Here is a 24,013-nt window from a genome sequence, read left to right as displayed (position 1 = left end):
CGCAACCCGACTAGGGCGATTGGCGCAGTGGTAGCGCGCTTCCTTGACACGGAAGAGGTCACTGGTTCAAACCCAGTATCGCCCACCAGCACGAAAAGGCCCCTGACCAGCGGAAACGCCAGTCAGGGGCCTTCGTCTTTCCCGGCGCGTGTCGGATACGTGTCGGACGGTGGCCCGGAAGGAGACCACCATGGCATTCCGAGCAATCGCGACGGGGGCACTGACCCTCGTCGCGGCGGGAGCACTTGGAGGCGGGTTCGCGCTCGCGCTGAGCCACCACGACGAACCGCAGACGACCGAGCTGCGCCAGGTCGTCGCCACCACACCAGCCACCACCAGCGCCACGACGACAGTCACGCCGCAGCCGTCGAGCACCACCACGGCGACACCTCAGCGGCCGCGCACCACGACGGCTCGAAAGGTCGCGCCGGCACCAGCCGACACGTCGTCACCGGCCACCAGCGACACGTCGCCTCAGCCGGCCAGCACGACGGCTCAGCCCGTCAGCACCACCCGACCGCCGCAGCCGCCGCCCGTCATCCCCGGCAACGCGCCGAACATCTGCGGCACCACCGCCTGCACCCCAACCAAGTAAGCCAACCGGAAAGGAACGCACCATGAGCACGACCAGCACCCTCAGCGAGGACATGACGTTCGTCGACAGCACCGACACCACCAACCTCGGAGACGCGCCCCACGGTGCCGTCCTGATCCGCCTGAGCGACGCCGACCACATCGAGATCGAGCGGCCGAACGACACCAGCGCTGTGATGGTCCTTACCCGCGCGATCGAGACGCTAGAGGCGGTCCGGCACGAGCTGCGCTGTGGGTTCTCCTGCCGCGACCTCCACGACAACTGACCGCACCAACCACCTGAGCCCCCGCGCCGGCACGACGGTCGGGGGCTCAGTGCCGCCCCCGGGAAGAGGAAAAAAAATGGATGGGGGGCGATCGCTATGCCAGAGATGCGACGCCGGAGCCTTGAAGGGGGTCCCTCCCCCGGGGGCTTGTCACCATGTGCGCCAGGTCTCGTACCGTCGCGGTTCGGTCGTCGGGCGGGGCTGTTCCCTCACGGTGCTGCGCTTGCCCTTGCTGCGGTTGCACCCGTAGCAGGCGAGCACGAGGTTGGACTCGTCGAACTCCAGTTGCGGGTGGGTGGCGACGGGCAGAACGTGGTCGATCTCGATCGCGTCCACCTCGCCGCGTGCGGCGGTCTGGCGTAGTGCGCGACCGCACCAGTGGCAGGTGTGGTCGCGCGCCCGGAGGAGGCGGGTGCGCAGGCGCTTCCACTGCGCGGTGCCGGTCCTGCTGGTCGACATCGGGGGCTGTCCTTCCTGAGAAAAAAAGGGGTGGCTCCCTCTCGTGTCGCTATGCCAGAGATGCGACGCCGAGGGGGTGGTGGGGGTGGGGTGGCCCCGGGTCGGTCAGGGGATGGACGCGCCGTGCGCGAATCCCCGTGCGACCAGGCAGGGCTGGCACGGTCGGACCGTTGGGCTGAACACGCCTGCGAGTGAGAGATCTCGCCAGGTGGTGCCGGGGATGGTGCCGACCTGTGTTGCCTCGCTCGTGGGTGCCGTGGTGCCGCACCAGCACTGGACGGTTGCCTCGTCCGACTGGTGCGGCATCCCGACGTGCACCCGGGTCGCCACCTTGAGTAGCGGCTCGGCGTCCACGGGTCAGGCGAGGGTGACGGCGACCTTGACCACGCGGGCCGGGTCGACGAGCTTCTGCCCGAACCGGAACGTGGCTCGCACGCCGAGGCTGTCGCTGGCGAAGAACGCGTGCTCGGACAGGGCGAGCTTGACCTCGCCGTAGGCGGACAGGACCGCGGTCTTGTCGATGACGAGCAGGTCGCCGGACGGCATCGCGTTGGACACCTTGACCGGGATGCCGAGGAGCTGCCGGGTGGCGGCGTCGGTGCCGGCGCCGAGGAGCGAGGCGTTGGAGCCGGTCTGCGTCTTCAGCTTGGACAGTGCGGCCCACGCGTCGGGTGCGGCGATGATGTTCGTCGCTGCACCGTTGGCGCCCTCGATCGTGGCGACCGCGTCGGCCAGCTCGTCGAGGTCGGCGGCGATGGCGCCGCCATCGGTGGGGGCCAGGTTCAGCAGGCCGGCAGGTGGGGTCACGGCGGGTGCCACTGGTGCGGGCTGCGCGAGGAACGCGCCGTTGGCCTTGCGCAGCAGTGCCCGCTGCACGCTGCTGGACAGAATGTCGGCTGCGTCCCCGGTCTCCCACTGCTCGCGGCTGACGCGGGCGAGGACGGCGACCTTGCCGGTGTTGACCACGACCTCTGACATGTCCGGGTCGGCCTCGGTGATCGCGGCTCCTTCGGGCACGAACGCGGCGTCGTCGTCGAAGTCGACGAACGGGACGCGGACGGCGGGCTCGTCGCCGTCGACGAAACCGGCCTTGGTCGAGCTGGTGATGATGAGTGCCTCGGGCAGGATCTCGGCGGCGGGGAATCCCTTGACGTCGAGGTGCATTCCCTCGGGGGTGGTGCTGGTCTTCACGGCGGTCATGTTGTGACGCCTTTCCGGCGGCCACAGATAAGGCCACCACGAGAACGGTTGGTGTGTTCTGCGCGGTGGCCCCTGGCCTTACCGTGCTGCCCCGCTGGGGCTGGCGGTGGAGCGAGTGCGGCGCTGCCGTGGCTCTCGCTCCACCGCCAGTCTAGGGCATTCGGGTGTCAGACCGGCTCAGGTTTGAACGCGTCGGCCCATCCAGTCGTGGGCTGCGTCGTCGGGATAGACCCTTCGCCGGGCACGGTGAGCGGGTGCGGCTTGAGCTTCACGCCGAGCGAGGACGCCGCTGCCTCACACGCGGCGACGACCTTGGCGTGGTCCACCCGGCCGGCGTCGTCGAGCAGGTCCGCCACGGCAGAGCCGTTGGCCCACAACGCGTCGGGCTTCTCCAGCCGGCCTCCGGACCGGTCGGTGGCGATGCGCTCGACGGTGGCGCGCTGCTCGGCCTCCAGACGTTCGCGGAGCTGGTCGCGCTCGGCCTCGACGTCACGCAGTTGACGCCGGTACTTGGCTGCCTCGCGCCCCTGGGCTTTGACGTCGCCCTGCTCACCCTCTTCCGTGGCTTGCCCGGACGTCGTCTCCTGCGCGGGCTGTGTCTGCTGCTCGCCCGGTTGCGGCTCGGCTGGTGCGCCCTCCTCGGGCTCCTGCGGCTTGTCGTTCTCGACCTTGCTGGTCATTGCTTCCCTTCTTCCTTCGGGGTGGTGCCGGCTCGTCGAGCTCGGCCAGAACTTCGGGGTGGATCACCGCGGCGACGGCCTCGACGTGGGCGCACGCGCTGTCGGGGCACGTGCACTCCCACCCGACGCGGGAGTTCGCGTAGACGCGCCATCCGTCAACCTCGGCCTGCACGTGCGCCGGGTCCCACACCCACCCGGGACGCTCGGGCCGGAATCGGCGGTGCCAGCCGGACAGGCGACGGATGCGGACCGTGCCAGGCGGGGTCGGGTCCGGGGAGTTCCCGCGGCGCCGTTCGCGCTCGGCCTCGAGCTGTTCAGGCGTCGGCTGCGCGCCGCGCTGCTCGAGCCACCGCCTCAGCTTCTCCTCCCGCACGGCCTGCTTTGCCGGCGATCGCGGTCCCGTGAACAGCACGTGGTCGGGCACCTGGGCCAGCAGCGACGTCAAGGTGTTGCTCACCGCGACGCCTCCTGCTCCCATACCCTCTGGAGGTCTTCGACGGTGTGCCCGGCTTCCTTGCAGGCGTCGCACATAAGGCTCACCCCAGCGATGCTGGTGCAATCGGGCCAAGCGCACTCGCGGGCCGCGAGCGTCGACGTTGCCGACTCCGTCTTGGGTGACGTGTCGGCCGAGTGTGGCGGCTCCGCGATCTGTGGTGCCTGCGCCGGCGCAGCGGTGTCTTCGCAGAGCCATGGTGAGCCGTTTACGCGTGGGGCGTTGGTCGGCAGTACGGGTGGCGGTGTGGTGTTGGTCAGGTCTGACATGGTTGCCTCCTTCTAGCGGAACCACATGACTGAGCCGCTGACTTCGGCAGTGTTGGCCGGGTTGGCAGCCCACGAGGCGAAATTGGTTGCGGCGGCAATCTGTACGGGGATGGTCGAGCCGGCGTCGAGGTCGGATAGGACGACGGAGAACGGCGACACGTTGGTGCCGCTCCCTCCGCTGCCACTGACGGCCAGCGGGAGCGCGAAACCGTTGAAGCCGGAGATGTTCGCTTGCCCGTAGAGGTAGTCACCACCGGCCCCGTCGTAGCCACCGGTCGTGCGTGGGTTGATCGCGTAAACGCGGGTGGCGATGGAGATGGCGGCGCGGCTGAAGCCGGGAGGTACCACGAGGTTGGTGGTGCGAATGTTCGTCAGTGCCGTCGTGAGGGAGAAGCCCTGCAGGAAGTCGAAGATCGCACCGACACCTACAGGGTTCGTGAGCGCGTCGTTACCGATCGACCCCGGCCGCAGGATCAGCTCACCGAGAGCCGCGCGGGCGGCGTTGAGCGCCCACCCCTTCGTACCGGCATCGGCCGCGTCAATGTCGCCGTCGAAGTCGTCCGACTCGATGCCGTTGTTCGCGGTCGGGTGAAACCCTGTGCCGAAGAACGGGTTCCGCGACCGCAATGTGCGAACCTCAGACTCCAGCGCCTCGATGCGCCGCCGCAGCGACGGGAACGGGTCCGGTTGCGTGGCCACAGTCACACCCCCAACACGTCAGCGACGTCCCACTTCACCTGCTCGCGACCGCCGTCGTCCGGCACGGCCACCTCAGTTCTGGTCATGCGATTTCTCCTGTCTCCGCGCTCTTGGGCGCGGGTTTGGCTGTGCGGCAACGGGTTCGCGTTGCCGCTGGTTGGTGTCAATCCGTCGTTGACGGTGTTTCGACGTTGGGGGCGATCCGGCATCCGAGTGCCGGTCACGGTCTGTTCGAGCGGCAGCGGCGCGGCACGGCGCACACAGTCCGGTGTGCAGATGAAGTGCTCACACAACGGGCAGCGCCCACCCAGGTCACGGACGATCCGAGCCAGACCGGGCACCGGACGGCCACGCCGCGAGCGCCAATCCGTCGACGAGGACCTGCGCGACGGCTCCGGTTCTGGCGCGCTCGCCCACCACGCCGGGTCGATGTGCGCGCTCACGATGCCCTCCGTCGAGTCGTCGGCAGACGGCGCCAGGCGCCACCCCACACACCGCCATGCGCATCGAGCTCGACTGCTGCGGCGGCGCACAGCTCGATCAGCTCGCAGCAGCGGCAGTGGTATGCCGCGAACTCGGCATCCTCAGTGCGGTCTGACGTCCACTCGGGGCGCCCGGTGCACGGCACCGGACGGCCAGCCTCGGCCAGGTCGATCACGGCGGCGTCCAGCCGCTCGACGGCGCTCACGATGCGGCCCCCGGATGAGGGAACGTGGCGTCGTAGCTGCCGTCAGGTCGTGGCGTCAGGAAACCGGATTCCACGAGCTGGCGCGTCGAGTCGAGCAGTTCGGGAACGGTGAGGCCGCAGCGGGAGGCAGCCTCGTCGACGGTCATGCGCGTCACGTCGCCTGGGCCGAAGTGGATTGTGACGACTCGCGTGAAGGCCGGCCGCGTCATGACTGCCGCCTCTGCTTCGCGATCTTGTTGCGGATTGCTTTCGGGTGCTGCCGGTCCTCCCACATGCCGGCGGCGGTCGAATATTCGTCACCGCACAGCCCGCCGAGTTCTTCCTCCAAGTAGGCCTCGAACGCGTCGTAGTCGTCTTCGAGCTGCGCCCAATCGCGCGGGGTCGACGTCAGTCGGCCCACTGCCTGTGAAGGCCCGCTCGTCAGAGCGGAATCTGCAGGGGTTCCCGTCTTCTGCAGGGGTTCCGTAGGGGTTGGGTCGCCACTGTGACGGTCTTTCTTGACACGGTGACGCTCATTCCCCGGAATGTCCGACACTGTGACGGCCATTCCCGACGCATGAGGACTCACTGAGCGCTCACGGACGGGGCAGACGAGACGGAGGTTGTACTCGGCGGCGCGCCCTCCGTCTCGTCCCGACCTGGCCGGCCGGGTGAGCTGCATCCACCCGAGGCGGACAAGCGTGGCCGTCGACCGCTCCCACGTCCGGGTGCTCAGGTCAGTGAGGAACGCGCCACGCTTCGTGGTGACCCACACGTTCCTGCCGTGGGGCTTGGCGTGAGAGGCGAAGCACAGCGCGACCAGCCTCTCCGACGAGGTGAGCCCGCTCGTCCAGATGAGGTCGCGCCAGTCGTTGCGGATGTCGTTCGATGACGTGCGGACCTCGACTGCAGCGGTCGTCACGCGGCACCGCCGGCGGCCGGGATCGGCACGAGCAGGTCGTCGAGCTGGTCGAGGTCGACGCGGATAAGGCGCGGCCCCATGCGGAAACCCGTGAGGGAGCCGTCTGCGATCCGTCGACGGATCGTGCGTGGGTGGACCCCGGCATAACGTGCCGCGTCAGCAATGGCGACGAGGCGTCGACCGGCTGGAGCGTTGGGTGACTTCGGCCGAGACAAGAAAAGCACCTCCGGGAGCAGGACAAACCTGCACCTTCCAGGGTGCTCTTACGCGGCCAACAATGCCCTAAGTCCTCGCATGGTCAAACTCGACACGCCGTGTCCAGCCATGCCCTTGAGGATCACCCGGAGGCGATCCGACCGCACCGACACAGGTGAGTGTTCGCACGCCGGGCAGGTGAAGACATAGCCCCAACGGACGCTCTCGCCGCGCTCCTCCATCGCGAGCAGATCCTTGACCTTGCGCTCGCCCAACGGCTCGTTGTCGGCGCCGCGAACGAAGTCACGCGACCCATCAGGAAAGAGGAGCGGCACGGGATCCTCGCGGCCCTCGATCGTGACGAGGGGGAACGCGCGCACGAGGACGACCCTGCCCTCATGCGACGGGTCGTCGCATACGAGCTTGATGCGCGGCGAGGTCATTTCGACGCCTCGGCCATCTTCGAGAGCAGCGCCGCGATCTGCGCGTCCCGCTCCTGGGCGGCGTGCTGGTAGCGCAGCGCAGCCTGGGGCGTGGAGTGCCCCAGCCGCCCCATGAGCTCGGCCAGCGTCGCGCCCGTCTGAGCGGCCAACACAGCGCCGGTGTGGCGAAGGTCGTGCCACCGCAGGTCCGGCCGGCCAGCAGCCTTACGCGCCGGATAGAACACGCGGTAGAGCGTCGACGGGGCTATGTGCGACTCACCGTCTGCGGCAGGGAAGAGCAGCGCATCCCGGCCTCGCATCGGCATCGAGTCGAGGTGCGCTTTCAGCATAGGGATCAGGTGCGGAGGGATCGCGACATCGCGGGTTCCCGCTTCGGACTTGGGGGAGCCGATCACCTTCTGGCCGTCCGCTCGGACGACGCCACGGCGGACGCGGATGACCCCGGCCTTCAGGTCGAGGTCGCGCCTTCGCAGTTCGGTGACTTCACCGAACCGGAGTGCGCACCAGCTCGAGAGCATCACCATGGGGCGGTACTTGACGGGCATCGCGGCCGTCAAGGTCTCCAGCTCGGGCAGCGTGGCTGGCTTGATCTTCCGTGTCCGTCGCGCGGTGCCGGCGCCGCGGATGTGCGCTGGGTTGGCGGGGATCTTCTCGTCGGTCACAGCCGTCCCGAGGATGGTGCGCAGCAGCCCATAGGCGTGCGAGCGCAGGACCGGCTTGGACCGATCGAGGTCGGCATGCCACTCGCGCACCGACTCGCTCGTGATGCCCTTGAGAGGCACCTGGGCGAACGTCGGCAGGATGTGTCGATCGAGGAGCGACCGGTAGTGCGACGCCGTGCGCGGCTTCAACTCGCGCCGTGCCATCCACCGCTCGGCATACTCACCGAACGTCGTCGCCTTCGAGCGGGCGCGCGCCTTGGGGGAGGACCACAGTCCAGCGCTGATCAGCCGTCGCTCGTCGACCAGCCAAGCCTCGGCGTCGCCGGTCGTCTCGAACGTGGCGGGGCCGTTGTGCAACTGGCCGTCAGGGCCGGTGTAGCGGGCGCGGAGACGACCGCTCGGAAGCCTTGTGATCTGGCCGAATCCGCGCTTCGCCGCGGCCCTCTTGTGCGCCACTGGTCCTCACCCTGATTCGCATTCCGTGTCGGATACGTGTCGGATGAGAGTCTAAACGTGTCCGCTTGTGTCTGTCAGTGACACGCGCTAATGTGACGAATACCCGCAGGACAGAAGGCATTTCAGCAGGTCGGGCACAGATTCCGCCAAGCGGATGGAATCAGGTTCAAACCCAGTATCGCCCACCAGCACGAAACGGCCCCTGGCCAGCGGACACGCAGGTCAGGGGCCGTTTGCGTGGATGCAGGGGCAACCCACGGACCGTCACGCGGTTTGGGGAGCCGTTCCTCGGGTACGTCACCGGTGTGAGCGACAACGGTCACCCGTCCCGGCCTGCCCGGATGACGACGCGCGCCCTGTGGGTGGACCGTCCCCTGCATGCGCAGATCAGGGCCACCGACCTGCCCCGGCCAGGACCGGGCGAGGTGCTCGTGCGCAGCCTGCACTCGGGTGTCAGCCGGGGGACCGAGACGCTCGTCTTCCGGGGCGAGGTGCCGCCCAGCCAGTATGCCGCGATGCGGGCACCGCACCAGGAGGGCGACTTCCCGGGGCCGGTCAAGTACGGCTACCTCACGGTGGGCGTGGTCGAGGAGGGGCCGAAGGAGCTGCGGGGTCGCACCGTCTTCAGCCTCCACCCGCACCAGACGCGGTTCGTCGTGCCCGCCGACCAGGTCACGGTCGTCCCCGACGGCGTGCCACCACGCCGCGCGGTGCTCGCCGGGACCGTCGAGACGGCGCTCAACGCAGTGTGGGACGCGCCCGTCCTTGTCGGCGACCGACTCGCCGTCGTCGGGGCAGGCATGGTCGGTTGTTCGGTCGCCCGGCTCGCGGCCTCCGTCCCCGGCACCCAGGTGACCCTCGTCGACGTCGACGAGACTCGCAGCGACGTGGCCGCAGACCTCGGGGTCGGGTTCGTCGCGGCCTCGGCCGCGCGGGCCGTGCTCGCCGACCTCGACACCGTCGTGCACACCAGCGCCACGTCCGAGGGACTCCAGCTCGCGCTCGACCTCCTGCGACCGGAGGGGACCGCCCTCGAGCTGAGCTGGTACGGCATACGCGACGTCACCGTCTCGCTTGGCGGTGCCTTCCACTCCGGACGGCTCGCCATCCGCGCCAGCCAGGTCGGCTCCGTCGCACCGGCCCGGCGCGACAGCCGCACCACCGCGGACCGCCTGGTCCTTGCCTTGGAACTGTTGCGGGACAACGCATTCGACGCGCTCCTCACCGGCCGCTCCACCTTTGACGAGCTGCCGGACGTGCTGGCCCGCCTCAGCGACGGCACCCTGCCGGCCCTGTGCCACGTGATCGACCACCCCGAAGGAGACGCAGATGTTCAGCGTGACCGTGCGTGACCACATGATGGTGGCGCACAGCTTCCACGGAGAGGCGTTCGGGCCGGCCCAGCGCCTCCACGGGGCGACCTTTGTCGTCGACGCGACCTTCCACCGGTCCGACCTCGACGCCGACGGCGTCGTCGTCGACATCGGCCTGGCGAGCGAGGCCCTGCACGAGGTCGTGAGCGCCCTCACCTACCGCAACCTCGACGAGGAGCCGGAGTTCGCCGGAGTCAACACCACCACCGAGGTGCTGGCGCGGCACGTCGCGGACCGGCTGGCAAGTCTCGTCGAGGAGGGTCGGCTCGGGGCATCGGCACGCGAGGTCGAGACCTTGGGCGTGCGTCTCGCCGAGTCCCACATCGCCTGGGCGAGCTACGAGCGACGCCTGTGAACGAGCTGCACCTCGTGCTGCCCGGCTGGGTCGACGACCCGGACCGGCCCAGCGGGGGGAGCCGTTACGACCGGCTCCTCGCCACCGCCCTGGTCGGCCTCGGCTGGCATGTCCACGACCACGGCGTCCCCGGCCCATGGCCCACCCGCACCGGACCCGGCCTTGCCGCGCTCACGGCCACCCTGCACGAAATCCCTGACGGGGCAACGGTTATCGTCGATGGTGCAGTGGCCTCGGGTGCCGACGACGTCCTCCTGCCCCTCGCCTCACGGCTGACCATCACGCTCCTCGTCCACCTGCCCTTCGGCCTGGTGCCCGACGCAGACCAGGGAGTGGCCATGCGCGAGGGGCGGGTGCTACGGGCCGTGGACGGCGTCGTCACCACCAGCCGCTGGGCGGCCGACCAGGTCGTGTCCGGCTACGGCGTCGACCCGGCGCGCGTCTGGGTCGCGACACCGGGGGCGGACCGTGCCGCCCTCACGGCCGGCACCAGCGCCGGCACCAACCTCCTGTGTGTCGCAGCCGTCACCCCGCTCAAGGGCCACGACATCCTCCTCGCCGCCCTGCGCGGCCTCTCCGACCTCGACTGGACCTGCACCTGCGTCGGGCCCCTCGACGTGGCGCCGGCGTGGTGGGCGGCGGTGCGTCAGGGCGTCGTCGAAACCCACCTCACCCGACGGGTCGCCTTCACCGGCCCGCTCTCGCCGGAGGCGCTCGACGTCAGGTATGCCGCGGCCGACCTTCTCGTGGTGCCGTCCCGGCACGAGACCTACGGGATGGTCGTGAGCGAGGCACTCGCCCGCGGCATACCCGTCATCGCGCCCGACGTGGGAGGGGTGCCCGAGGCGCTCGGTGACCACGGGCCCGCCGGCGCCGGCGTGCTCGTGCCGCCGGGCGACCCCGCGGCCCTGGCCACGGCGCTGCGGCGCTGGCTGACCGAGCCCGGCCACCGTTCGCGCCTGCGGGCCGGGGCGCGGCGTCGGCGGTCCGAGCTGGCCGGGTGGGACGCCACTGCAGAGGCAGTGCTGTCGGCGGTGACGGGTGAGCCGCGGCTCGCGCGGGTAGGGGAGCTGTCAACGGGGAACGAAGGAGCACGGGCATGACGACGAGTGCCACGACGGCGAGCGCAGACCCGTCCGTGGGGACGATCCCGGACGAGGCGCGGACACAGACGGCGGCGCAGCGGCCCTACACGGTGCTGAGCTGCTGCATGAGCATCGACGGTTACCTCGACGACGCCGGACCGGAGCGGCTGCTGCTGTCCAACACCGCAGACTTCGACCGGGTCGACGCCGAACGGGCCGACAGCGACGCGATCCTCGTGGGCGCCGAGACGATCCGGCGTGACAACCCCCGCCTGGTGGTGCGTTCGGCCGGGCGCCGCGCCGCCCGGCTCGCGCAGGGCCGTGGCGCCTCGCCGGTCAAGGTCGCCGTCACCCGCAGCGGGCGCCTCGACCCGGGGGCCGCGTTCTTCACCGAGGGCGATGCGCAACGACTCGTCTACTGCCCGAGCACAGCGGTGAAAAGCGCCCGGGAGCGGCTGGCCAGCGTGGCCACCGTCGTCGACGCCGGTGCGGACGGGGCGCTCGGTGCGGTGCTCGCCGACCTCGCCCGACGGGGCGCCGCCCGAGTGCTCGTGGAGGGCGGGTCGAGTGTCGTGACCCAGGTGCTTCAGTCGGGCCTGGCGGACGAGCTCCAGCTGGCCGTGGCGCCACTGTTCGTGGGCGACTCCAGCGCCCCGCGCCTCGTGGCTGACGGCGCCTTCCCGTGGACCGCCGACCGACGCGCGACGCTGGCCTCGGTCCACCAGGTTGGTGACGTCGCCCTCCTGCGGTACGCCCTGTCGGACCGGTTCGTGCCGTCCGCGGACGGGGGTGGCGCATGAGCACCCGCCCACCCGCAGCGAGCCTGCGCAGCCAGGTCGAGGTGCCGGTCTCCCCGCGCGGCCACGATGGCACCATCGCGCGGTTCTTCACCTTCGACGGCCTCATCGATGGGCGCGACCACGTCGCCTTGGGTTTTGGCCGGCCCACCGGAATCCCTTTGGTACGAGTGCATTCCGAGTGCCTCACCGGTGACGTCTTCGGCAGCCAGCGGTGCGACTGCGGGCCGCAGCTCAACGAGGCGGTCTGCGAGCTGGACCGGCACGGCGGCTACCTGCTCTACCTGCGCCAGGAGGGCCGGGGCATCGGCCTCGCGGCCAAGCTCGACGCCTACACCCTGCAGGACGCCGGGCTCGACACCTACGAGGCCAACGTCGCCCTCGGGTACGCCGAGGACCAGCGCGACTACACCGTCGCTGCGCAGATGCTCGAGGCGTTGCAGGTCAGCCGGATCGACCTGCTGAGCAACAACCCGGACAAGGCGCGCCAGCTGCGCGGACTCGGGGTGTCGGTGCGGCGCGTCATCCCCACAGGCGTGCACTTGTCCGTTGCCAACGCGGCATACCTCGCGGCCAAGGTGACGCACACCGCGCACACCATCGCCCTCCCGGCGACCGCGACCATGGACCTCGGTGAGGGAGACGCCAGCTGAACCGGGGCTCCACGCCCAGCGCCCACCACCCCGCGCCCACTCCGCCGGCTCGGATCAGCCGCCCTCGGACGACGACGCCGGGTCCTTCTCCCTCGTGGTCGGCAGCGCACCCGTCTCCTGCACCTCGGCCGCGAGGTCGCGCAGCTTGCGGTTGAGGTCCTGGCTGGCCCGCCGCAGGATGTCGAACGCCTCGTCGGAGGTGACGAGCTTGCGGGCCATGATGATGCCAATGGCCGTGCCGATCTGGCGGCTGCTCGACAACGCCTTGTGGAAGTTGGCCGCGTCCTGCTCACGCAGGGTCTGCTCGACGGCCAGGGCGGCGTAGGGGGCGAAGATGGAGGCGACGCCGACGTCGAGCTCGGTGAACGCGTTGCGGCCCCGGGAGTAGAAGTTCATCGCGGCCTGGTCCTCCGCCGCCAGCGCCAGGCGCACCGAGAGCATGCTCTGCACACCGGTCTCCTCGGCACACCGGGGACCGAACACCGGCCAGCGTTCGTCCTTGTCCAGGTCACCGGTGATGGCGACCATGTCGGTCTCGGAGGCGTCGAGGCAGGGCCCCTCGTGAACGGCATACTGCAGCTCGTCGACCTGTTGGGGGAGCTCGCCCGTGGTGGTCATGGTCCGGGGGGCGTGCCCCGGGCGTAGGAGGGTCACGCCGCAGTGCTCCGTGTTGGGGATGGACCGCGTGGCGAACCGCACCACACGCTGGGGGTCGAGCCCGGTGTCGTCGTCCCTCATCAGGGCCGCGCTGAGGTCGGCGAACTGCGTTCCGAGCAGCGCCATGTGGGCATCACTGGGACTGCTGGCCATGCTCGGTGCTCCGTCCCTCGCGCCGGATACGGCTGCGCCGTTGCTCGACTCGCCGTCCCCTGCACCCCTGAGCGTAGCCCCCTTCGGCGGGACCGCACCCGGGGTCGGCAGCGCATTCTCGGTCGGCTGCGGGGTAGGGGGACGCCGTGTCAGCGCGCAGCCCTGGACCGGGCACACGGGTGGGGACCTCGGGCTGGGCCTATGCGTCCTGGCGCGGTGACTTCTTTCCGCCCGGGCTGCGGCACCGCGACGAGCTCGCCCACCTCGGCGACCGCGTGACATCGCTCGAGGTCAACGCGACCTTCTACTCCCTGCAGCGGGCCTCGTCGTTCCAGAAGTGGGCGCAGCAGGTCCGCCCGCAGGTGGACTTCGCCCTGAAGGGCAGCCGCTACATCACCCACCTGCTGCGCCTGGGCAAGGTCGAGCAGGCCCTGGCGAACTTCTGGGCGTCCGGTCCGCTGCTGCTCGGACCCCGGCTCGGGCCTGTCCTGTGGCAGCTGCCCGCATCTCTTGAGTTCGACCGAGAAGGGGTCGGGGCGTTCCTGGACCTGTTGCCGCACACCACGATTCGCGCTGCAGCCCTGGCGGGACGCCATGATGCACGCGTGAAGGAGCCGGTGACCGACGCCACCGGCGACCACCGCATCCGGCACGCCCTCGAGCCAAGGCACCCGAGCTTCGACACCCCGGCTGCGAGGCGGCTGCTGCGTGAGCACGGCGTGGCCACGGTCCTCAGCGACGGCGCCGGGCTGCTGCGGGTCGACGCGGACACCGCGGACTTCCGTTACGTGCGCCTGCACGGGCGCCCCGACCTCTACCGCAGTGGGTATGCCGGGTCGCTGGACCAGTGGGCACGTCGAGTTCGCGGGTGGTTGACCGACCACGAGTCGGTCCACGTGTACTTCGACAACGACGCCGAGGGGCACGCGCCCCACGACGCGGTTGCGCTGCTCGAGCGACTCAGCTCTGACGGCCGTGACGCTCCGTGAGATCGCGAGCCACCACGGCCAAGCGTTCGCCCGTGGTGCGGGACACCTCCTCGAGCAGGGCCATGGCTCGCTCCTCGGGGATGCGGTGGCTGGCCATGAGCAGCCCCACGGCCTTGCCGACCTCGCGGTCGTCGTCGAGACCGCGGCGCAGGTCATCGGCGGTGTCCCGGCGACCGGCCGCGGTGAGCGCGACCGACACGAAGGAGGCGATGAGCGCGCCCTGGTCGGCCACGTCTGTGGTGAGCACGCCCGGGCGGTCGGAGAAGATGTCGAGCGCCGACTGCTGGCCGGTGTCCGTCAGCAGGCGGTAGCCCAGCATGCCCCGCACGGGGGTGCGTCCCAGGACGAGCCGCTGGAGCCGCGGCCACGGGGTGTTGCGGGCGATGTCAGGGTCGCGCTGGACGGCATCCGCCTCGATGGCGTCGAGGCACGGCCCCTCCTGGGCCTCGGTCTCCAGGGCGTCCATGTGCAGGGCGACTTCGTCCGTCGCGGCTCGGGTGAGCAGGGAGCGGTCGGGCATCAGCGTGGAGATGCACACGTGGTCGGCGCCAGGGAGGAGACGAGCCGTGAGGTGCACGGCGTCGTCCAGCACGTCCTGCGTGGAGTCGCCGCCGTAGATCCGGTCCGCCAGCTCACTGAAGACGGTGCGGATCAAGGGGGTGGGGGATGACGTCATGCGTCAATGGTGCGTCACGGTCACGACATTCGCGTGCATGGCCCCCTCCGTGGACGGGTACGCAGAGGAACAGACCCCCACCACTCGAGGAGCTGACCGTGAGAGCCGTGACCTGGCAGGGCCGCCGCGACGTGCGAGTCGAGGACGTTCCCGACCCCGTCATCGAGCAGCCGACCGACGCAATCGTGCGCGTGACCAGCACCAACATCTGCGGGTCCGACCTGCATCTCTACGAGGTTCTCGGTGCCTTCATGACACCCGGTGACGTGCTCGGTCACGAGGCCATGGGTGTGGTGGAGGAGGTGGGCGGCGACACGGGTGAGCTGCGCCGCGGTGACCGGGTGGTCGTTCCCTTCCAGGTCTGCTGCGGTCACTGCTGGATGTGTGAGCAGGGCCTGGGAAGCCAGTGCGAGACCACGCAGGTGCGCGAATACAACACGGGCGCAGCGCTTTTCGGCTACTCCAAGCTCTACGGCGAGATACCTGGCGGGCAGGCGGAGTACCTGCGGGTGCCGCAGGCGCAGTACACCCACGTGGTCGTGCCGGAGGGCCCGCCGGACGACCGTTTCGTCTTCCTCTCCGACGTCCTTCCGACCGCGTGGCAGGGCGTGGAGTATGCCGCGTGCCCACGGGAGGGGACCCTGCTCGTCCTGGGCCTCGGCCCGATCGGCGACATGGCCTGCCGCATCGCCCGCCACCGGGGCGTCGAGCACGTCATCGGCGTGGACCGGGTGCCCGAGCGCCTCGCCCGGGCCCGGGCCCGCGGTGTGGACGTCATCGACCTCGACTCCGTCGACTCGGTGGGTGACATGGTGCGAGACCTCACCCATGGTCGGGGAGCCGACGCGGTCATCGACGCCGTGGGCATGGAGGCGCACGGGAGCCCCGGTGCCAAGGTGGCGCAGCGTGCGGCCGGCCTGTTGCCGGATGCGGTGGGGGAGAAGCTCATGCAGCACGCTGGTGTCGACCGGCTGGCCGCACTGAGCACCGCCATCGACGCCGTCCGGCGGGGCGGCACCATCTCGATCTCCGGCGTCTACGGCGGGCAGACCGATCCGATGCCGATGCTCACGCTCTTCGACAAGCAGGTGCAGCTACGTATGGGCCAGGCCAACGTCAAGCGCTGGGTTCCGCAGATCGTGCCGCTGCTCACCGATGCCGACCCGCTCGGTGTCGACGACTTCGCCTCCCACCACCTGCCGCTGGAGGAGGCGGCCATGGCGTATGAGAAGTTCCAGGCCAAGAGCGACGGCTTCGTCAAGGTCGTCCTGCGTCCCGGCGCAGCGCCGCAGCCGGCATGAGCGCCGGCCAAGAGGTCCGGCGCCCACCGGACTCGCTGGCTCGATACCTGCGCAACCACTACAGCGCGTCCAGGGGCGGACTCGACCTCTTCCGCAGGTCAGCCCAGGGCCAGAGCGACGCCCACGTGCGCCGTGAGCTCACCGCCCTCGCCGACCAGGAGGCGGAGGACCGAGCGGCCCTGCTCGCCGTCATGGTGAGCCTCGGCATCGAGCGGTCGGCGTGGCAGGAGCGCCTTGTCGCGCTGGCCGAGCGGGCGGGACGACTGAAGCCCAACGGTTCCCTGCTCCAGCGGTCTCGCCTCTCCGACTACCTGGAGCTCGAGGCGCTCAGCGCGGCGGTGCAGGCCAAGGCGCTGGTGTGGGAGTCGTTGCGCACCCTCGCCGACCTGGACGCCCGCCTTCCGGCGGCCCACCTCGACCGCCTGCTCCAGCGGGCGCACGACCAGCGGCAACGGCTGGAGGAGATGCGGCTCGCCATGGCCCCAGACGTGCTGCTGCCGGACCGCACGGTCGAGGACCGGCCGTGATCGTCGCCGTGACCGGCGCCACCGGCAACATCGGTTCCGTCGTCACCCGCCAGCTCCTCGATCGTGGGCACGAGGTGCGCGGCGTCGCCCGCCGGGTGCCCGGTGCCTCCACGGACGACACCCTGCGTTGGTATGCCGTCGACCTGAGCAAGAGGGGCGCGCAGGGCGCGCTCCGGCCCGTCCTCGCCGGCGCCGACGCTGTCGTGCACACGGCGTGGGGCTTCCAGCCGACGCGCGACACGGCATACCTCGAAGCCCTGGACATCGGCGGCACCGACGCCGTCCTCCGGGCGGCGCGCGCCGAAGGCGTGCACCACCTCGTGCACGTCTCGTCCGTCGGCGTCTACTCGCCCGGGCGTGGTGCGGGACCCGTCGACGAGACATGGCCCAGGGGCGGCACGGCCGACCTCACCTACAGCCGCGACAAGGCGGCCGCCGAACAGCTGCTCGACGCCCACGAGGCCGAGGGCGACAGCGGCCCGGTCGTGACGAGGGTCCGTCCGTCGCTGTTCGCGCGCGGCGACATCGGCGGCGCACTCGACCGCTACACCCTGCCGAGCCTGCTGCCCGCACAGCTGGTCGCCCACCTGCCCCTGCTGCCTCTGGACCGGGACTTCCGGGTGCAGGTGACGCACACCGAGGACATCGCCGCCGGGATCGTGTCTGCCGTGGAGGGCGTTGTGCCCGGCCCGTTCAACCTCGCTGCCGAACCGGTGCTGACCAGGGCCGACGTCGCCCGGGCGCTGGACGCCACACCGGTGCACCTGCCGTGGCAGGCCCTGCGCCTGCTCGCCGCGCTGGCCTGGCGACTGCGCCTGCAGCCGGTCGACCCCGGGTGGCTCGACATGGCGTGGGATGTCCCGGTGCTCTCGAGCGAGCGGGCACGGCGCGAGCTCGAGTGGTCGCCGCGGCACGATCCGCGGGACGTGCTCACCCAGGCCGTCGCAGGCATGGCTGCCCAGACGGGGACCGAGACGGCTGCCTTGCGACCGCGTCGCTGGACGGAGCAGCTGGTCAACCTGCTCCGGCACGGACCGGTCTCACGCCGCCCGATGGCCTGAGCGTCGCAGCGGTTTGGAGCGCCGCCGTGCGGGTACGTCATCGGTATGACTCCGACCTCCCAGGACGCCGAGGACCAACCGCTCCGGGCGCTGGCCCTCACGTGCTCTCTCAAACCGTCGCCTGCGCCGTCGAGCACCGAGCTGCTGGCCCGGCAGGTCCTCGACGCTCTCGGCGGTCACGGGGTCACTTGCAGCGTGGTGCGGGCCGTGGACTACGACATCAGGCCCGGCGTCGAGAAGGACATGGGGGATGGCGACGCCTGGCCACAGCTGCGGGCCCAGCTGCTCGAGTCAGACATCCTCGTGCTCGCCACCCCCACGTGGCTCGGCCAGCACTCCAGCGTCGCCCAACGCATCCTCGAACGGCTCGACGCGGAGCTGTCGGAGACCGACGACCAGGGACGCCCGCTGACCTTCGGGAAGGTGGCGGTCGCCGTCGTCGTCGGCAACGAGGACGGGGCCCACCACATCACCGGAATTCTCTACCAGTCGCTGAGCGACGTGGGGTTCACCATTCCTGCGCAGGGCGTTACTTACTGGAATGGTGTGGCCATGGGCAAGACCGACTACCAGGACCTCGACCGCACACCGAAGTCGACGGCAGGCACGACAGCGACCGCAGCGGCGAACGCCGCACACCTGGCGCGGTTGCTCAGGGGGAACTCCTACCCGGCGATCGCCTGACATGGGCGACGTGAATGCGTCACGGCGCGCGGCACTCGGGCTCGTCGTCCTGGCGGTGGCCAGCCCCGCGCTCGTGGCCTGCGGCAGTCCCGGCGACCTCGCGGCATACCGCGAGGAGGCGTCGACCTCGGTGGCGGGGGCGACGAGCAACCTGGCCACGATCCAACTGGCACTCCAGGAGTGGGCCGGAGGGCGGTCGCCGAGTCCGGCCACCTCGGTCCTCGTCGGGGACGCCGACACCGCGATGTCAGGGGTGGTCGACGGATTCGCCGCACTCGACCCACCGGAACCGCGCGCCGATTCCGTGCGCGCGCGAGTGCTGCCCGTCCTCGACCGTGCCGAGCAGGCCGCGGCATCGGGACGGATCGCGTTGTCCCGCAACGATGTCGACGCAGCCAAACAGGCCACGCAGCAGATGTCCTCCGTGCTCGACGACCTCGATGCGACGGCGGTGACGCTGCGGTGAAGCGCCTCTTCGCGGTTGCCTTGGGCATCCTCACCGCGATCGGCGGCTTCGTCGACATCGGTGACCTCGTCACCAACGCGCTGGTCGGGGCCCGGTTCGGAATGAGCCTCGCGTGGGTCGTGCTCGTCGGGGTCGTGGGGATCTGCGTCTTTGCCGAGATGAGTGGTCGCGTCGCTGCCGTGAGCGGGCGGGCGACCTTCGACCTCGTCCGTGAGCGCCTCGGGCCGCGGGCCGGCCTGCTCAACCTCGTCGGCTCGATGGCGGTCACCTTCCTCACCCTCACCGCCGAGATCGGGGGCGTCGCCCTGGCCCTGGAGCTCGCGACGAGCGTGAGCCACCTCCTGTGGGTGCCCGTCGTCGGTGTCGCCGTGTGGCTGGTGCTGTGGCGGGTGAAGTTCGCGGTGCTGGAGAACGTGTTCGGGCTGGCCGGTCTTGCGCTCGTCGTCTTCGCGGTCGCCCTGTGGAAGCTGGGACCGGACTGGGGCGGGCTCGCCTCTGCCGCAATGCATCCCAGCGTGCCCGTGACTGAGGACTGGGCCGTCTACGCCTACTACGCCGTAGCGCTCTTCGGAGCCGCCATGACGCCCTACGAGGTCTTCTTCTTCTCCTCGGGCGGGATCGAGGAGCACTGGACTCCGCGCGAGCTCGGCACCATGCGCGCCAACGTCTTCATCGGCTTCCCGCTGGGTGGGCTGCTGTCACTGTCGATCGCGGCGGTCGCTGCCACCGTGCTCCTACCGCGGGGCATCGAGGTCGAGACCCTGGGCCAGGTGGCGCTGCCTGTCGTGGTGGCAGGCGGCAAGCTCGCCCTCGCGTTTGCGTTGCTGGGCTTCTTCGCCGCAACCTTCGGCGCGGCCTGCGAGACCGGGCTGTCGGTCGGCTACAGCATCGCGCAGTACTTCGGCTGGCAGTGGGGCAAGTTCGTCGAGCCGTTGCGGGCCGCGCGGTTCCACGTCGTGGTGGTGTTGTCGTGCATCGCGGCGGTCGGCATCCTGCTCACCACCGTCGACCCGGTCATGGTCACCGAGTACAGCGTCGTGTTCAGCGCCATAGCCCTGCCGCTGACCTACCTGCCGATCCTCGTCGTGGCCAACGACCGCACCTACATGGGGCGACACGTCAACGGGTGGCTCGCCAACAGCCTCGGCACCGTCTACCTCGTCCTCGTGGTCGTCGCGTCCGTGGCGGCGATCCCGCTCATGGTCATCACCGGAGCCGGGCAGTGACGCCGGCGACGGGCGGCTGGGAGGTCGACGCCGACCGGTTCGGTGTGGTGCTGCGCCTGCTCGACCACCAGATCGTGGGGGAGCAGGGACAGCTGCTGGGCAACGTCGACGACCTCGCGCTCGAGGAGACCCCCGAGGGACTGTTCGTCGTGGGGTTCCTCAGCGGGCCGGCAGCCCTGGGTGGCCGTCTCGGCGGGTGGGGTGGGCGGCTGCTCGGTGACGCCTGGCGACGGCTGCGCACCGAGCCGGAACCGCGCCAGCTGGTGGTCCCGCTCGAGCGCGTCGTGCGGCTCGACTCCGCGGTACGCGTCGACACGCGGGCAGGCCGCATCCTGGCGCAGGAGCAGCGGTTGGAGCTGTGGTTGCGAAGGCACGTGCTGGCGCGCATCCCCGGTGCCATGGGTGGCGAGTCCGACCCGGACCGTCCCGACCGCCCGGACCTGCGTCCGGCCGACGGCATCGGGGTCCCCCTGCGCGACGGGCAGCACACGGTGAGCGAGCTGCTGGCGCTGCGGGCTCTGACGTCCGACGGCGGCGCGCTGGGTGAGGTCATCGAGGTGACCGCTGAACGTGTCGGTGGGCGCGAGCACGGACACGGCGACGGGCTCGGCCCGTTGCGGGTGCTCGACGTCATCTGTTCACCGCGCCACCTCGGCCAGGAGCTCGGCTACACCCTCACGCCCCAGGGGCCGCGACTGGTGCGTTGGCTGTTGCGGGCCTGTCACCGCAGCGACCGGCACCTGCACCTCGGTGACGTCGCCGAGATCGACTGGGAGCGGGGAGAGCTGCGGGCGGGGGAGTATGCCGTGCTGCGGCACCCGCACGACGTGGACTGACGGCCTGGTCGCCGTCAGTGGGGCTCACCCGACGAGGCGGGCGAGCGGCGTCCGCGCGAACGCGGCGAGCAGGGCCAGTGGGTCGGCCCCGACGTGGACCGCGCCGGCGTCCTGCAGTTCGGCGCGGCTGTAGCCGCCGGACTCGACCCCGACGAACTCGACACCGATCGAGCTGGCGGCCTCGGCGTCCCACACCGAGTCGCCCACGGCCACCGTGCGGTCCGGGTCCAGGCCCGCTTGGTCGATCGCCGCGGCGAGGATGTCCGGGCTGGGCTTGGACTGCTCGGCGTCCTGCGACGACGTCGCCGCGGTGACGAACGCGTCGGCTCCGAGGGCTCGGCGCATGGCGTCGAGGTCCTTGGCGCTGGACGACGATGCCAGCACGACCGCCATGCCGCGGCCGGCGCAGTGTGCGAGCAGGGAGCGGGCACCGGGCAGTGGCACCACGTCGTCGTACCACTGCTCGAAGCGGCCGTCGTGCCCATCGGTGATGGACTGCACGACCGACGGGTCGAGGTCGGCCCCGAGGACGTGGCCCACCAGTAGGTCGGCGCCCATGCCGACCGCGCGGTGCACGCGCGCCATGGGTGGGTGGAAGCCCGCCTCGGCAAGAGCCTGCGCCCAGCAGATCGTGTGGATGTAGGTCGTGTCGACGAGGGTGCCGTCGACGTCGAAAAGAACTCCGGACCGGGCGCTCATGGATCCCCTCGGCTGGCGGCGAATGCGGTTGGACACCAAGGAGTTACCCCCTCGCCTGCAGCGCAACCGGCAAAACTCGGGGGAATGAGCGCTGGAGCGGCCGGGTAGGTGTGGGCTGGTCGCCCCCTGACGAGACAACCGGGAGCGCGCCGGAGGGTCGGGGCGGTTGAGCCAGCAGCCGCCCCGATCCGCCGGGGGGTGGGACCGTGAACGCGGGCTGCGTCAGAGGGTGCCGGTGTAGACAACCTCGTCGGCGATGTCCGCGAGCTTGCGGTTGGTCTGCTGGCTGCGCTGGCGGAGCAGGTCGAACGCACCCTGCTCGTCGACCCGGCGCTCATGCATGAGGATGCCGATGGCCGTGCCGATGCGCCTGCTGTTGCGCAGGGCGATCTCCAGGTTGTCGGCGCGCTCCTGCTCCTCGGCGGCCTGGAGGGCCACGGCGGCGTGGGCGGCGAAGACCCCGGCGACCACCACGTCACGTTCGTCGAAGGCCTGCGGCCGCGCGGCATACACGTTGAGCAACCCGATCGACCCGTCGCGCACGAAGAGCCGGTTGGACAGCATGCTGCGCACGTGGGCCTCGTCGGCGGCCCGTCGGCCGAAGTCGGGCCAGCGGGGCTCGGCGGCGAGGTCCTCGCTCACCAGCGACTCGTGGGCGACGCGGTCGACGGAAGGACCCTCGCCCGTCTCGAGCTGGAGCCGGTCGACGAGCTCGGGCACGTCGCTGGTGGCAGCCACGGTCCGGAAGGCCGCACCCCGCCTGATCGCCACCGAGGCGTGGTCGGCGTCGATGACCTTCACGGCGAGCTCGCACACCGTCTGCAGGGTGCCGAGCCGACCGCTCTCGGCCTGCAGCACCCGAGCCAGCTCGGCGAACTCACGCGCCAAGCCCGGTCCGGCGACTTCACCCGAGGGTCCAGTGGGGTTCATCGAGGTTGCTCCGAAGGAACGACGGCTCGCCCAGTCCGGCACGTGGTTTGGCCGCTGACGCTCCCGCGGGGAGGACTCTACTGTCCTGATTGCCCGAGCCACCAACCGGCCCTGTGGCCGTGCGCGTGGTCGTCCACATTCCCTCGCGAGACACACGTTTGGGGAGCGTGGCGGTGGGGCACGTCATCGGTTGACGGCTGAACCCCATGCCCTCGGCACGCACCCCGAAGGGGGATGACATGCGCAAGCCAGTACGACTGCCCAAGCCGCTGATCGACGAGTACGAGTGGCAGGACCACGCCCTGTGCCGCGCGTTGCCGGTGGAGGAGTTCTTCGACATGGAGAACTCCCGCGGTGGGCGGCGCGAGCGCCAGGAACGCGCCGCCAAGGAGGTGTGCCACCGCTGTCCGGTGATCCAGCAGTGCCTGCGGCACGCGCTCGCCGCCGAGGACTACGGCGTGTGGGGCGGCACCACCGCCCATGAGCGCGCTGAGATCCGCGCCGGGGTGGCCCCGTTCCCCGTGTTCGCCCCGGCACCCGCCCTGACGCCGACCCCGTTGGAGGCGGCTTCGTGACGCGGTTCGGCTATTTCCTGTCCAGCGAGGAGTACTTGCCGCACCAGCTGGTCGAGCAGGCAGTGCTGGCGCAGGAGGCCGGTTTCGAGGCGCTGTGCATCAGCGACCACTACCACCCGTGGAACGACGCGCAGGGCCAGAGTCCCTTCGTGTGGTCGGTGATCGGTGCCCTGTCGCAGGCCTGTTCGCTGCCCGTGCTCACCGCCGTGACGTGCCCGACCGTGCGGGTCCACCCTGCGGTCGTGGCGCAGGCCGCCGCCACCTCCTCGGTGATGCTCGACGGCCGCTTCGTGCTGGGCGTCGGGTCGGGCGAGGCGCTCAACGAGCACATCCTCGGTGGCCCGTGGCCCCATGCGGCCGAGCGGCTGGAGATGCTCGAGGAAGCGGTCGGGGTGATCCGTGAGCTGTTCGGCGGAGAGGTCGTGTCGCACCGGGGCAGGCACTACACCGTGGACACGGCCCGGCTCTACACACTCGACCAGGCACCGCCTGTCTACGTGTCCGCCTTCGGGCCCAGGGCGCTCGAGGTCGCCATCCGGATCGGGGACGGCTTCATCACGACCCAGCCCGACGCCGAGTCGGTTCGCGCGTTCCGTGCGGCCAAGGGCGCGGACGCCCCTGCCGTCGCGATGACCAAGGTGGCCTGGGCGCCCACGAAGGAAGAGGGCGTCGAGACGGCGCACCGGCTGTGGGCCAACCAGGGCCTGCCCGGGGAGCTCGCCCAGGTGCTGCCCTCGCCCCAGCACTTCGAGCAGGCCTCGACCCTGGTGACCCGGGAGTCGACGGCCTCGTCCGTCGCCGCCGGGAACGACGTCAAGGACCACGTCGAGGCCATCGCGCCCTTCGTGGAGGCGGGTTTCGACACCGTCTACGTCGCCAACATGGGCCCGGCGTACGCCGACATGATCGACTTCTATGGGCGTGAGGTGCTGCCGGAGCTGACGAGCGCCCCTTCCTGACTTCTC

The 24,013-nt window shown here is 70.6% G+C and carries 32 protein-coding genes and 1 tRNA gene; 18 read left to right on the top strand and 15 right to left on the bottom strand.

Annotated features, from left to right (window positions below; translation table 11 throughout):
• Positions 1-13 precede the first annotated feature (13 nt).
• From HJG52_RS03860 to HJG52_RS03850, 3 genes are all read left to right on the top strand, one after another.
• Positions 14-88 (top strand) — tRNA-Val (locus tag HJG52_RS03860).
• A 102-nt stretch (positions 89-190) separates the two neighbouring features.
• Positions 191-595 (top strand): hypothetical protein, encoded by a 405-nt coding sequence (locus HJG52_RS03855; RefSeq protein WP_171242206.1) that lies wholly within the window; start codon positions 191-193, stop codon positions 593-595.
• A 22-nt stretch (positions 596-617) separates the two neighbouring features.
• A complete protein-coding gene (locus HJG52_RS03850) occupies positions 618-860 on the top strand; it encodes a hypothetical protein (RefSeq protein ID WP_171242205.1) in 243 nt (80 codons plus the stop codon).
• 150 nt (positions 861-1,010) lie between these two features.
• On the opposite strand, the gene HJG52_RS03845 is transcribed toward HJG52_RS03850, so the two are convergent.
• The 11 genes from HJG52_RS03845 to HJG52_RS03795 form a co-directional block, all read right to left on the bottom strand.
• Positions 1,011-1,319 (bottom strand): HNH endonuclease, encoded by a 309-nt coding sequence (locus tag HJG52_RS03845; RefSeq protein ID WP_171242204.1) that lies wholly within the window; start codon positions 1,317-1,319, stop codon positions 1,011-1,013.
• Positions 1,320-1,676: 357 nt separating this feature from the next.
• Positions 1,677-2,519 carry a phage major capsid protein gene (locus HJG52_RS03840; protein WP_171242203.1) on the bottom strand — a complete coding sequence of 281 codons (843 nt, stop codon included), beginning with the start codon at positions 2,517-2,519 and terminating at the stop codon, positions 1,677-1,679.
• A 167-nt stretch (positions 2,520-2,686) separates the two neighbouring features.
• Positions 2,687-3,199 carry a hypothetical protein gene (locus HJG52_RS03835; protein ID WP_171242202.1) on the bottom strand — a complete coding sequence of 171 codons (513 nt, stop codon included), beginning with the start codon at positions 3,197-3,199 and terminating at the stop codon, positions 2,687-2,689.
• Between the two features lie 774 nt (positions 3,200-3,973).
• A complete protein-coding gene (locus HJG52_RS03830) occupies positions 3,974-4,660 on the bottom strand; it encodes a hypothetical protein (protein ID WP_171242201.1) in 687 nt (228 codons plus the stop codon).
• 2 nt (positions 4,661-4,662) lie between these two features.
• Complete coding sequence (locus HJG52_RS03825; protein ID WP_171242200.1) at positions 4,663-5,103, bottom strand: hypothetical protein; 441 nt, start codon at positions 5,101-5,103, stop codon at positions 4,663-4,665.
• Positions 5,100-5,348, bottom strand: a complete 249-nt coding sequence (locus tag HJG52_RS21185; RefSeq protein ID WP_171242199.1) for a WhiB family transcriptional regulator — start codon at positions 5,346-5,348, stop codon at positions 5,100-5,102. The genes HJG52_RS03825 and HJG52_RS21185 overlap by 4 nt, the downstream gene beginning before the upstream one ends.
• Positions 5,345-5,557 (bottom strand): hypothetical protein, encoded by a 213-nt coding sequence (locus HJG52_RS03815; protein ID WP_171242198.1) that lies wholly within the window; start codon positions 5,555-5,557, stop codon positions 5,345-5,347. The genes HJG52_RS21185 and HJG52_RS03815 overlap by 4 nt, the downstream gene beginning before the upstream one ends.
• Positions 5,554-6,249, bottom strand: a complete 696-nt coding sequence (locus tag HJG52_RS03810; protein ID WP_171242197.1) for a helix-turn-helix domain-containing protein — start codon at positions 6,247-6,249, stop codon at positions 5,554-5,556. Before HJG52_RS03810 ends, HJG52_RS03815 begins: the two co-directional genes overlap by 4 nt.
• Positions 6,246-6,464 (bottom strand): excisionase family DNA-binding protein, encoded by a 219-nt coding sequence (locus HJG52_RS03805; protein ID WP_171242196.1) that lies wholly within the window; start codon positions 6,462-6,464, stop codon positions 6,246-6,248. The genes HJG52_RS03810 and HJG52_RS03805 overlap by 4 nt, the downstream gene beginning before the upstream one ends.
• 48 nt (positions 6,465-6,512) lie before the next feature.
• Positions 6,513-6,887 carry a hypothetical protein gene (locus tag HJG52_RS03800; RefSeq protein ID WP_171242195.1) on the bottom strand — a complete coding sequence of 125 codons (375 nt, stop codon included), beginning with the start codon at positions 6,885-6,887 and terminating at the stop codon, positions 6,513-6,515.
• Positions 6,884-8,005, bottom strand: a complete 1,122-nt coding sequence (locus HJG52_RS03795; RefSeq protein WP_171242194.1) for a tyrosine-type recombinase/integrase — start codon at positions 8,003-8,005, stop codon at positions 6,884-6,886. Before HJG52_RS03795 ends, HJG52_RS03800 begins: the two co-directional genes overlap by 4 nt.
• 341 nt (positions 8,006-8,346) lie before the next feature.
• Between HJG52_RS03795 and HJG52_RS03790 the strand changes: the two genes are divergently transcribed.
• Genes HJG52_RS03790 through HJG52_RS03770 form a run of 5 tightly spaced genes read left to right on the top strand, consistent with a single transcriptional unit; the run spans position 8,347 to position 12,268 of the window.
• On the top strand, positions 8,347-9,357 hold the full coding sequence (locus HJG52_RS03790) for a zinc-dependent alcohol dehydrogenase (protein ID WP_171242193.1): 1,011 nt from the start codon (positions 8,347-8,349) through the stop codon (positions 9,355-9,357).
• On the top strand, positions 9,335-9,733 hold the full coding sequence (locus tag HJG52_RS03785) for a 6-pyruvoyl trahydropterin synthase family protein (RefSeq protein ID WP_171242192.1): 399 nt from the start codon (positions 9,335-9,337) through the stop codon (positions 9,731-9,733). Before HJG52_RS03790 ends, HJG52_RS03785 begins: the two co-directional genes overlap by 23 nt.
• Entirely contained in the window at positions 9,730-10,836 is a 1,107-nt protein-coding gene (locus HJG52_RS03780; RefSeq protein ID WP_171242191.1) for a glycosyltransferase, read from the top strand. Before HJG52_RS03785 ends, HJG52_RS03780 begins: the two co-directional genes overlap by 4 nt.
• Positions 10,833-11,618, top strand: a complete 786-nt coding sequence (locus HJG52_RS03775) for a RibD family protein (RefSeq protein WP_171242190.1) — start codon at positions 10,833-10,835, stop codon at positions 11,616-11,618. Before HJG52_RS03780 ends, HJG52_RS03775 begins: the two co-directional genes overlap by 4 nt.
• Positions 11,615-12,268: a GTP cyclohydrolase II gene (locus tag HJG52_RS03770; RefSeq protein WP_171242189.1), complete on the top strand. Its 654-nt coding sequence runs from the start codon at positions 11,615-11,617 to the stop codon at positions 12,266-12,268. Before HJG52_RS03775 ends, HJG52_RS03770 begins: the two co-directional genes overlap by 4 nt.
• Before the next feature lie 54 nt (positions 12,269-12,322).
• Here the strand turns inward: HJG52_RS03770 and HJG52_RS03765 are convergent, their stop codons facing one another.
• On the bottom strand, positions 12,323-13,078 hold the full coding sequence (locus tag HJG52_RS03765; protein ID WP_171242188.1) for a GAF and ANTAR domain-containing protein: 756 nt from the start codon (positions 13,076-13,078) through the stop codon (positions 12,323-12,325).
• A gap of 146 nt (positions 13,079-13,224) precedes the next feature.
• Between HJG52_RS03765 and HJG52_RS03760 the strand changes: the two genes are divergently transcribed.
• Positions 13,225-14,067, top strand: coding sequence for a DUF72 domain-containing protein (locus HJG52_RS03760; protein WP_171242187.1), 843 nt, complete (start codon positions 13,225-13,227; stop codon positions 14,065-14,067).
• Here HJG52_RS03760 and HJG52_RS03755 read toward each other — a convergent pair.
• Complete coding sequence (locus HJG52_RS03755) at positions 14,039-14,743, bottom strand: ANTAR domain-containing protein (protein ID WP_171242186.1); 705 nt, start codon at positions 14,741-14,743, stop codon at positions 14,039-14,041. The two genes, HJG52_RS03760 and HJG52_RS03755, sit on opposite strands and share 29 nt — an antisense overlap.
• 98 nt (positions 14,744-14,841) lie before the next feature.
• Here HJG52_RS03755 and HJG52_RS03750 point away from each other — a divergent pair, with 98 nt between their 5' ends.
• Genes HJG52_RS03750 through HJG52_RS03720 form a run of 7 tightly spaced genes read left to right on the top strand, consistent with a single transcriptional unit; the run spans position 14,842 to position 20,844 of the window.
• Positions 14,842-16,044 (top strand): alcohol dehydrogenase catalytic domain-containing protein, encoded by a 1,203-nt coding sequence (locus HJG52_RS03750; protein ID WP_171242185.1) that lies wholly within the window; start codon positions 14,842-14,844, stop codon positions 16,042-16,044.
• Positions 16,041-16,571 carry a hypothetical protein gene (locus tag HJG52_RS03745; RefSeq protein WP_171242184.1) on the top strand — a complete coding sequence of 177 codons (531 nt, stop codon included), beginning with the start codon at positions 16,041-16,043 and terminating at the stop codon, positions 16,569-16,571. Before HJG52_RS03750 ends, HJG52_RS03745 begins: the two co-directional genes overlap by 4 nt.
• A complete protein-coding gene (locus tag HJG52_RS03740; RefSeq protein ID WP_171242183.1) occupies positions 16,568-17,632 on the top strand; it encodes an NAD-dependent epimerase/dehydratase family protein in 1,065 nt (354 codons plus the stop codon). Before HJG52_RS03745 ends, HJG52_RS03740 begins: the two co-directional genes overlap by 4 nt.
• Before the next feature lie 45 nt (positions 17,633-17,677).
• The gene (locus HJG52_RS03735; RefSeq protein ID WP_171242182.1) at positions 17,678-18,316 is read left to right on the top strand and encodes a flavodoxin family protein; all 639 of its coding nucleotides are present in this window, start codon (positions 17,678-17,680) and stop codon (positions 18,314-18,316) included.
• Position 18,317: 1 nt separating this feature from the next.
• A complete protein-coding gene (locus HJG52_RS03730; protein WP_171242181.1) occupies positions 18,318-18,782 on the top strand; it encodes a hypothetical protein in 465 nt (154 codons plus the stop codon).
• Positions 18,779-20,008 (top strand): divalent metal cation transporter, encoded by a 1,230-nt coding sequence (locus tag HJG52_RS03725; protein ID WP_171242180.1) that lies wholly within the window; start codon positions 18,779-18,781, stop codon positions 20,006-20,008. The genes HJG52_RS03730 and HJG52_RS03725 overlap by 4 nt, the downstream gene beginning before the upstream one ends.
• Positions 20,005-20,844, top strand: coding sequence for a hypothetical protein (locus HJG52_RS03720; RefSeq protein WP_171242179.1), 840 nt, complete (start codon positions 20,005-20,007; stop codon positions 20,842-20,844). The genes HJG52_RS03725 and HJG52_RS03720 overlap by 4 nt, the downstream gene beginning before the upstream one ends.
• A gap of 24 nt (positions 20,845-20,868) precedes the next feature.
• On the opposite strand, the gene HJG52_RS03715 is transcribed toward HJG52_RS03720, so the two are convergent.
• A complete protein-coding gene (locus HJG52_RS03715) occupies positions 20,869-21,543 on the bottom strand; it encodes an HAD family hydrolase (protein ID WP_171242178.1) in 675 nt (224 codons plus the stop codon).
• A 222-nt stretch (positions 21,544-21,765) separates the two neighbouring features.
• A complete protein-coding gene (locus HJG52_RS03710; protein WP_171242177.1) occupies positions 21,766-22,473 on the bottom strand; it encodes a GAF and ANTAR domain-containing protein in 708 nt (235 codons plus the stop codon).
• A 239-nt stretch (positions 22,474-22,712) separates the two neighbouring features.
• Between HJG52_RS03710 and HJG52_RS03705 the strand changes: the two genes are divergently transcribed.
• The gene (locus tag HJG52_RS03705) at positions 22,713-23,048 is read left to right on the top strand and encodes a WhiB family transcriptional regulator (protein WP_171242176.1); all 336 of its coding nucleotides are present in this window, start codon (positions 22,713-22,715) and stop codon (positions 23,046-23,048) included.
• Complete coding sequence (locus HJG52_RS03700) at positions 23,045-24,007, top strand: TIGR03557 family F420-dependent LLM class oxidoreductase (protein WP_171242175.1); 963 nt, start codon at positions 23,045-23,047, stop codon at positions 24,005-24,007. Before HJG52_RS03705 ends, HJG52_RS03700 begins: the two co-directional genes overlap by 4 nt.
• The last annotated feature ends 6 nt before the right edge of the window (positions 24,008-24,013 follow it).

The sequence above is a fragment of the Knoellia koreensis genome, assembly GCF_013041615.1.
Taxonomy (GTDB): Bacteria; Actinomycetota; Actinomycetes; order Actinomycetales; family Dermatophilaceae; genus Pedococcus; species Pedococcus koreensis.
Note: the sequence above shows the minus strand (reverse complement) of the source record. Positions and strands in the feature narration are given on the sequence as shown.

Bases quoted from the DNA above. Each gene is read 5' to 3' on its own strand.
- HJG52_RS03855 (WP_171242206.1), top strand. From the start codon at position 191: ATGGCATTCCGAGCAATCGCGACGGGGGCACTGACCCTCGTCGCGGCG.
- HJG52_RS03770 (WP_171242189.1), top strand. From the start codon at position 11,615: ATGAGCACCCGCCCACCCGCAGCGAGCCTGCGCAGCCAGGTCGAGGTG.
- HJG52_RS03835 (WP_171242202.1), bottom strand. From the start codon at position 3,199: ATGACCAGCAAGGTCGAGAACGACAAGCCGCAGGAGCCCGAGGAGGGC.
- HJG52_RS03745 (WP_171242184.1), top strand. From the start codon at position 16,041: ATGAGCGCCGGCCAAGAGGTCCGGCGCCCACCGGACTCGCTGGCTCGA.
- HJG52_RS03730 (WP_171242181.1), top strand. From the start codon at position 18,318: ATGGGCGACGTGAATGCGTCACGGCGCGCGGCACTCGGGCTCGTCGTC.
- HJG52_RS03715 (WP_171242178.1), bottom strand. From the start codon at position 21,543: ATGAGCGCCCGGTCCGGAGTTCTTTTCGACGTCGACGGCACCCTCGTC.
- HJG52_RS03800 (WP_171242195.1), bottom strand. From the start codon at position 6,887: ATGACCTCGCCGCGCATCAAGCTCGTATGCGACGACCCGTCGCATGAG.
- HJG52_RS03735 (WP_171242182.1), top strand. From the start codon at position 17,678: ATGACTCCGACCTCCCAGGACGCCGAGGACCAACCGCTCCGGGCGCTG.
- HJG52_RS03755 (WP_171242186.1), bottom strand. From the start codon at position 14,743: ATGACGTCATCCCCCACCCCCTTGATCCGCACCGTCTTCAGTGAGCTG.
- HJG52_RS03850 (WP_171242205.1), top strand. From the start codon at position 618: ATGAGCACGACCAGCACCCTCAGCGAGGACATGACGTTCGTCGACAGC.
- HJG52_RS03705 (WP_171242176.1), top strand. From the start codon at position 22,713: ATGCGCAAGCCAGTACGACTGCCCAAGCCGCTGATCGACGAGTACGAG.
- HJG52_RS03840 (WP_171242203.1), bottom strand. From the start codon at position 2,519: ATGACCGCCGTGAAGACCAGCACCACCCCCGAGGGAATGCACCTCGAC.
- HJG52_RS03765 (WP_171242188.1), bottom strand. From the start codon at position 13,078: ATGGCCAGCAGTCCCAGTGATGCCCACATGGCGCTGCTCGGAACGCAG.
- HJG52_RS03775 (WP_171242190.1), top strand. From the start codon at position 10,833: ATGACGACGAGTGCCACGACGGCGAGCGCAGACCCGTCCGTGGGGACG.
- HJG52_RS03710 (WP_171242177.1), bottom strand. From the start codon at position 22,473: ATGAACCCCACTGGACCCTCGGGTGAAGTCGCCGGACCGGGCTTGGCG.
- HJG52_RS03815 (WP_171242198.1), bottom strand. From the start codon at position 5,557: ATGACGCGGCCGGCCTTCACGCGAGTCGTCACAATCCACTTCGGCCCA.
- HJG52_RS03785 (WP_171242192.1), top strand. From the start codon at position 9,335: ATGTTCAGCGTGACCGTGCGTGACCACATGATGGTGGCGCACAGCTTC.
- HJG52_RS03790 (WP_171242193.1), top strand. From the start codon at position 8,347: ATGACGACGCGCGCCCTGTGGGTGGACCGTCCCCTGCATGCGCAGATC.
- HJG52_RS03845 (WP_171242204.1), bottom strand. From the start codon at position 1,319: ATGTCGACCAGCAGGACCGGCACCGCGCAGTGGAAGCGCCTGCGCACC.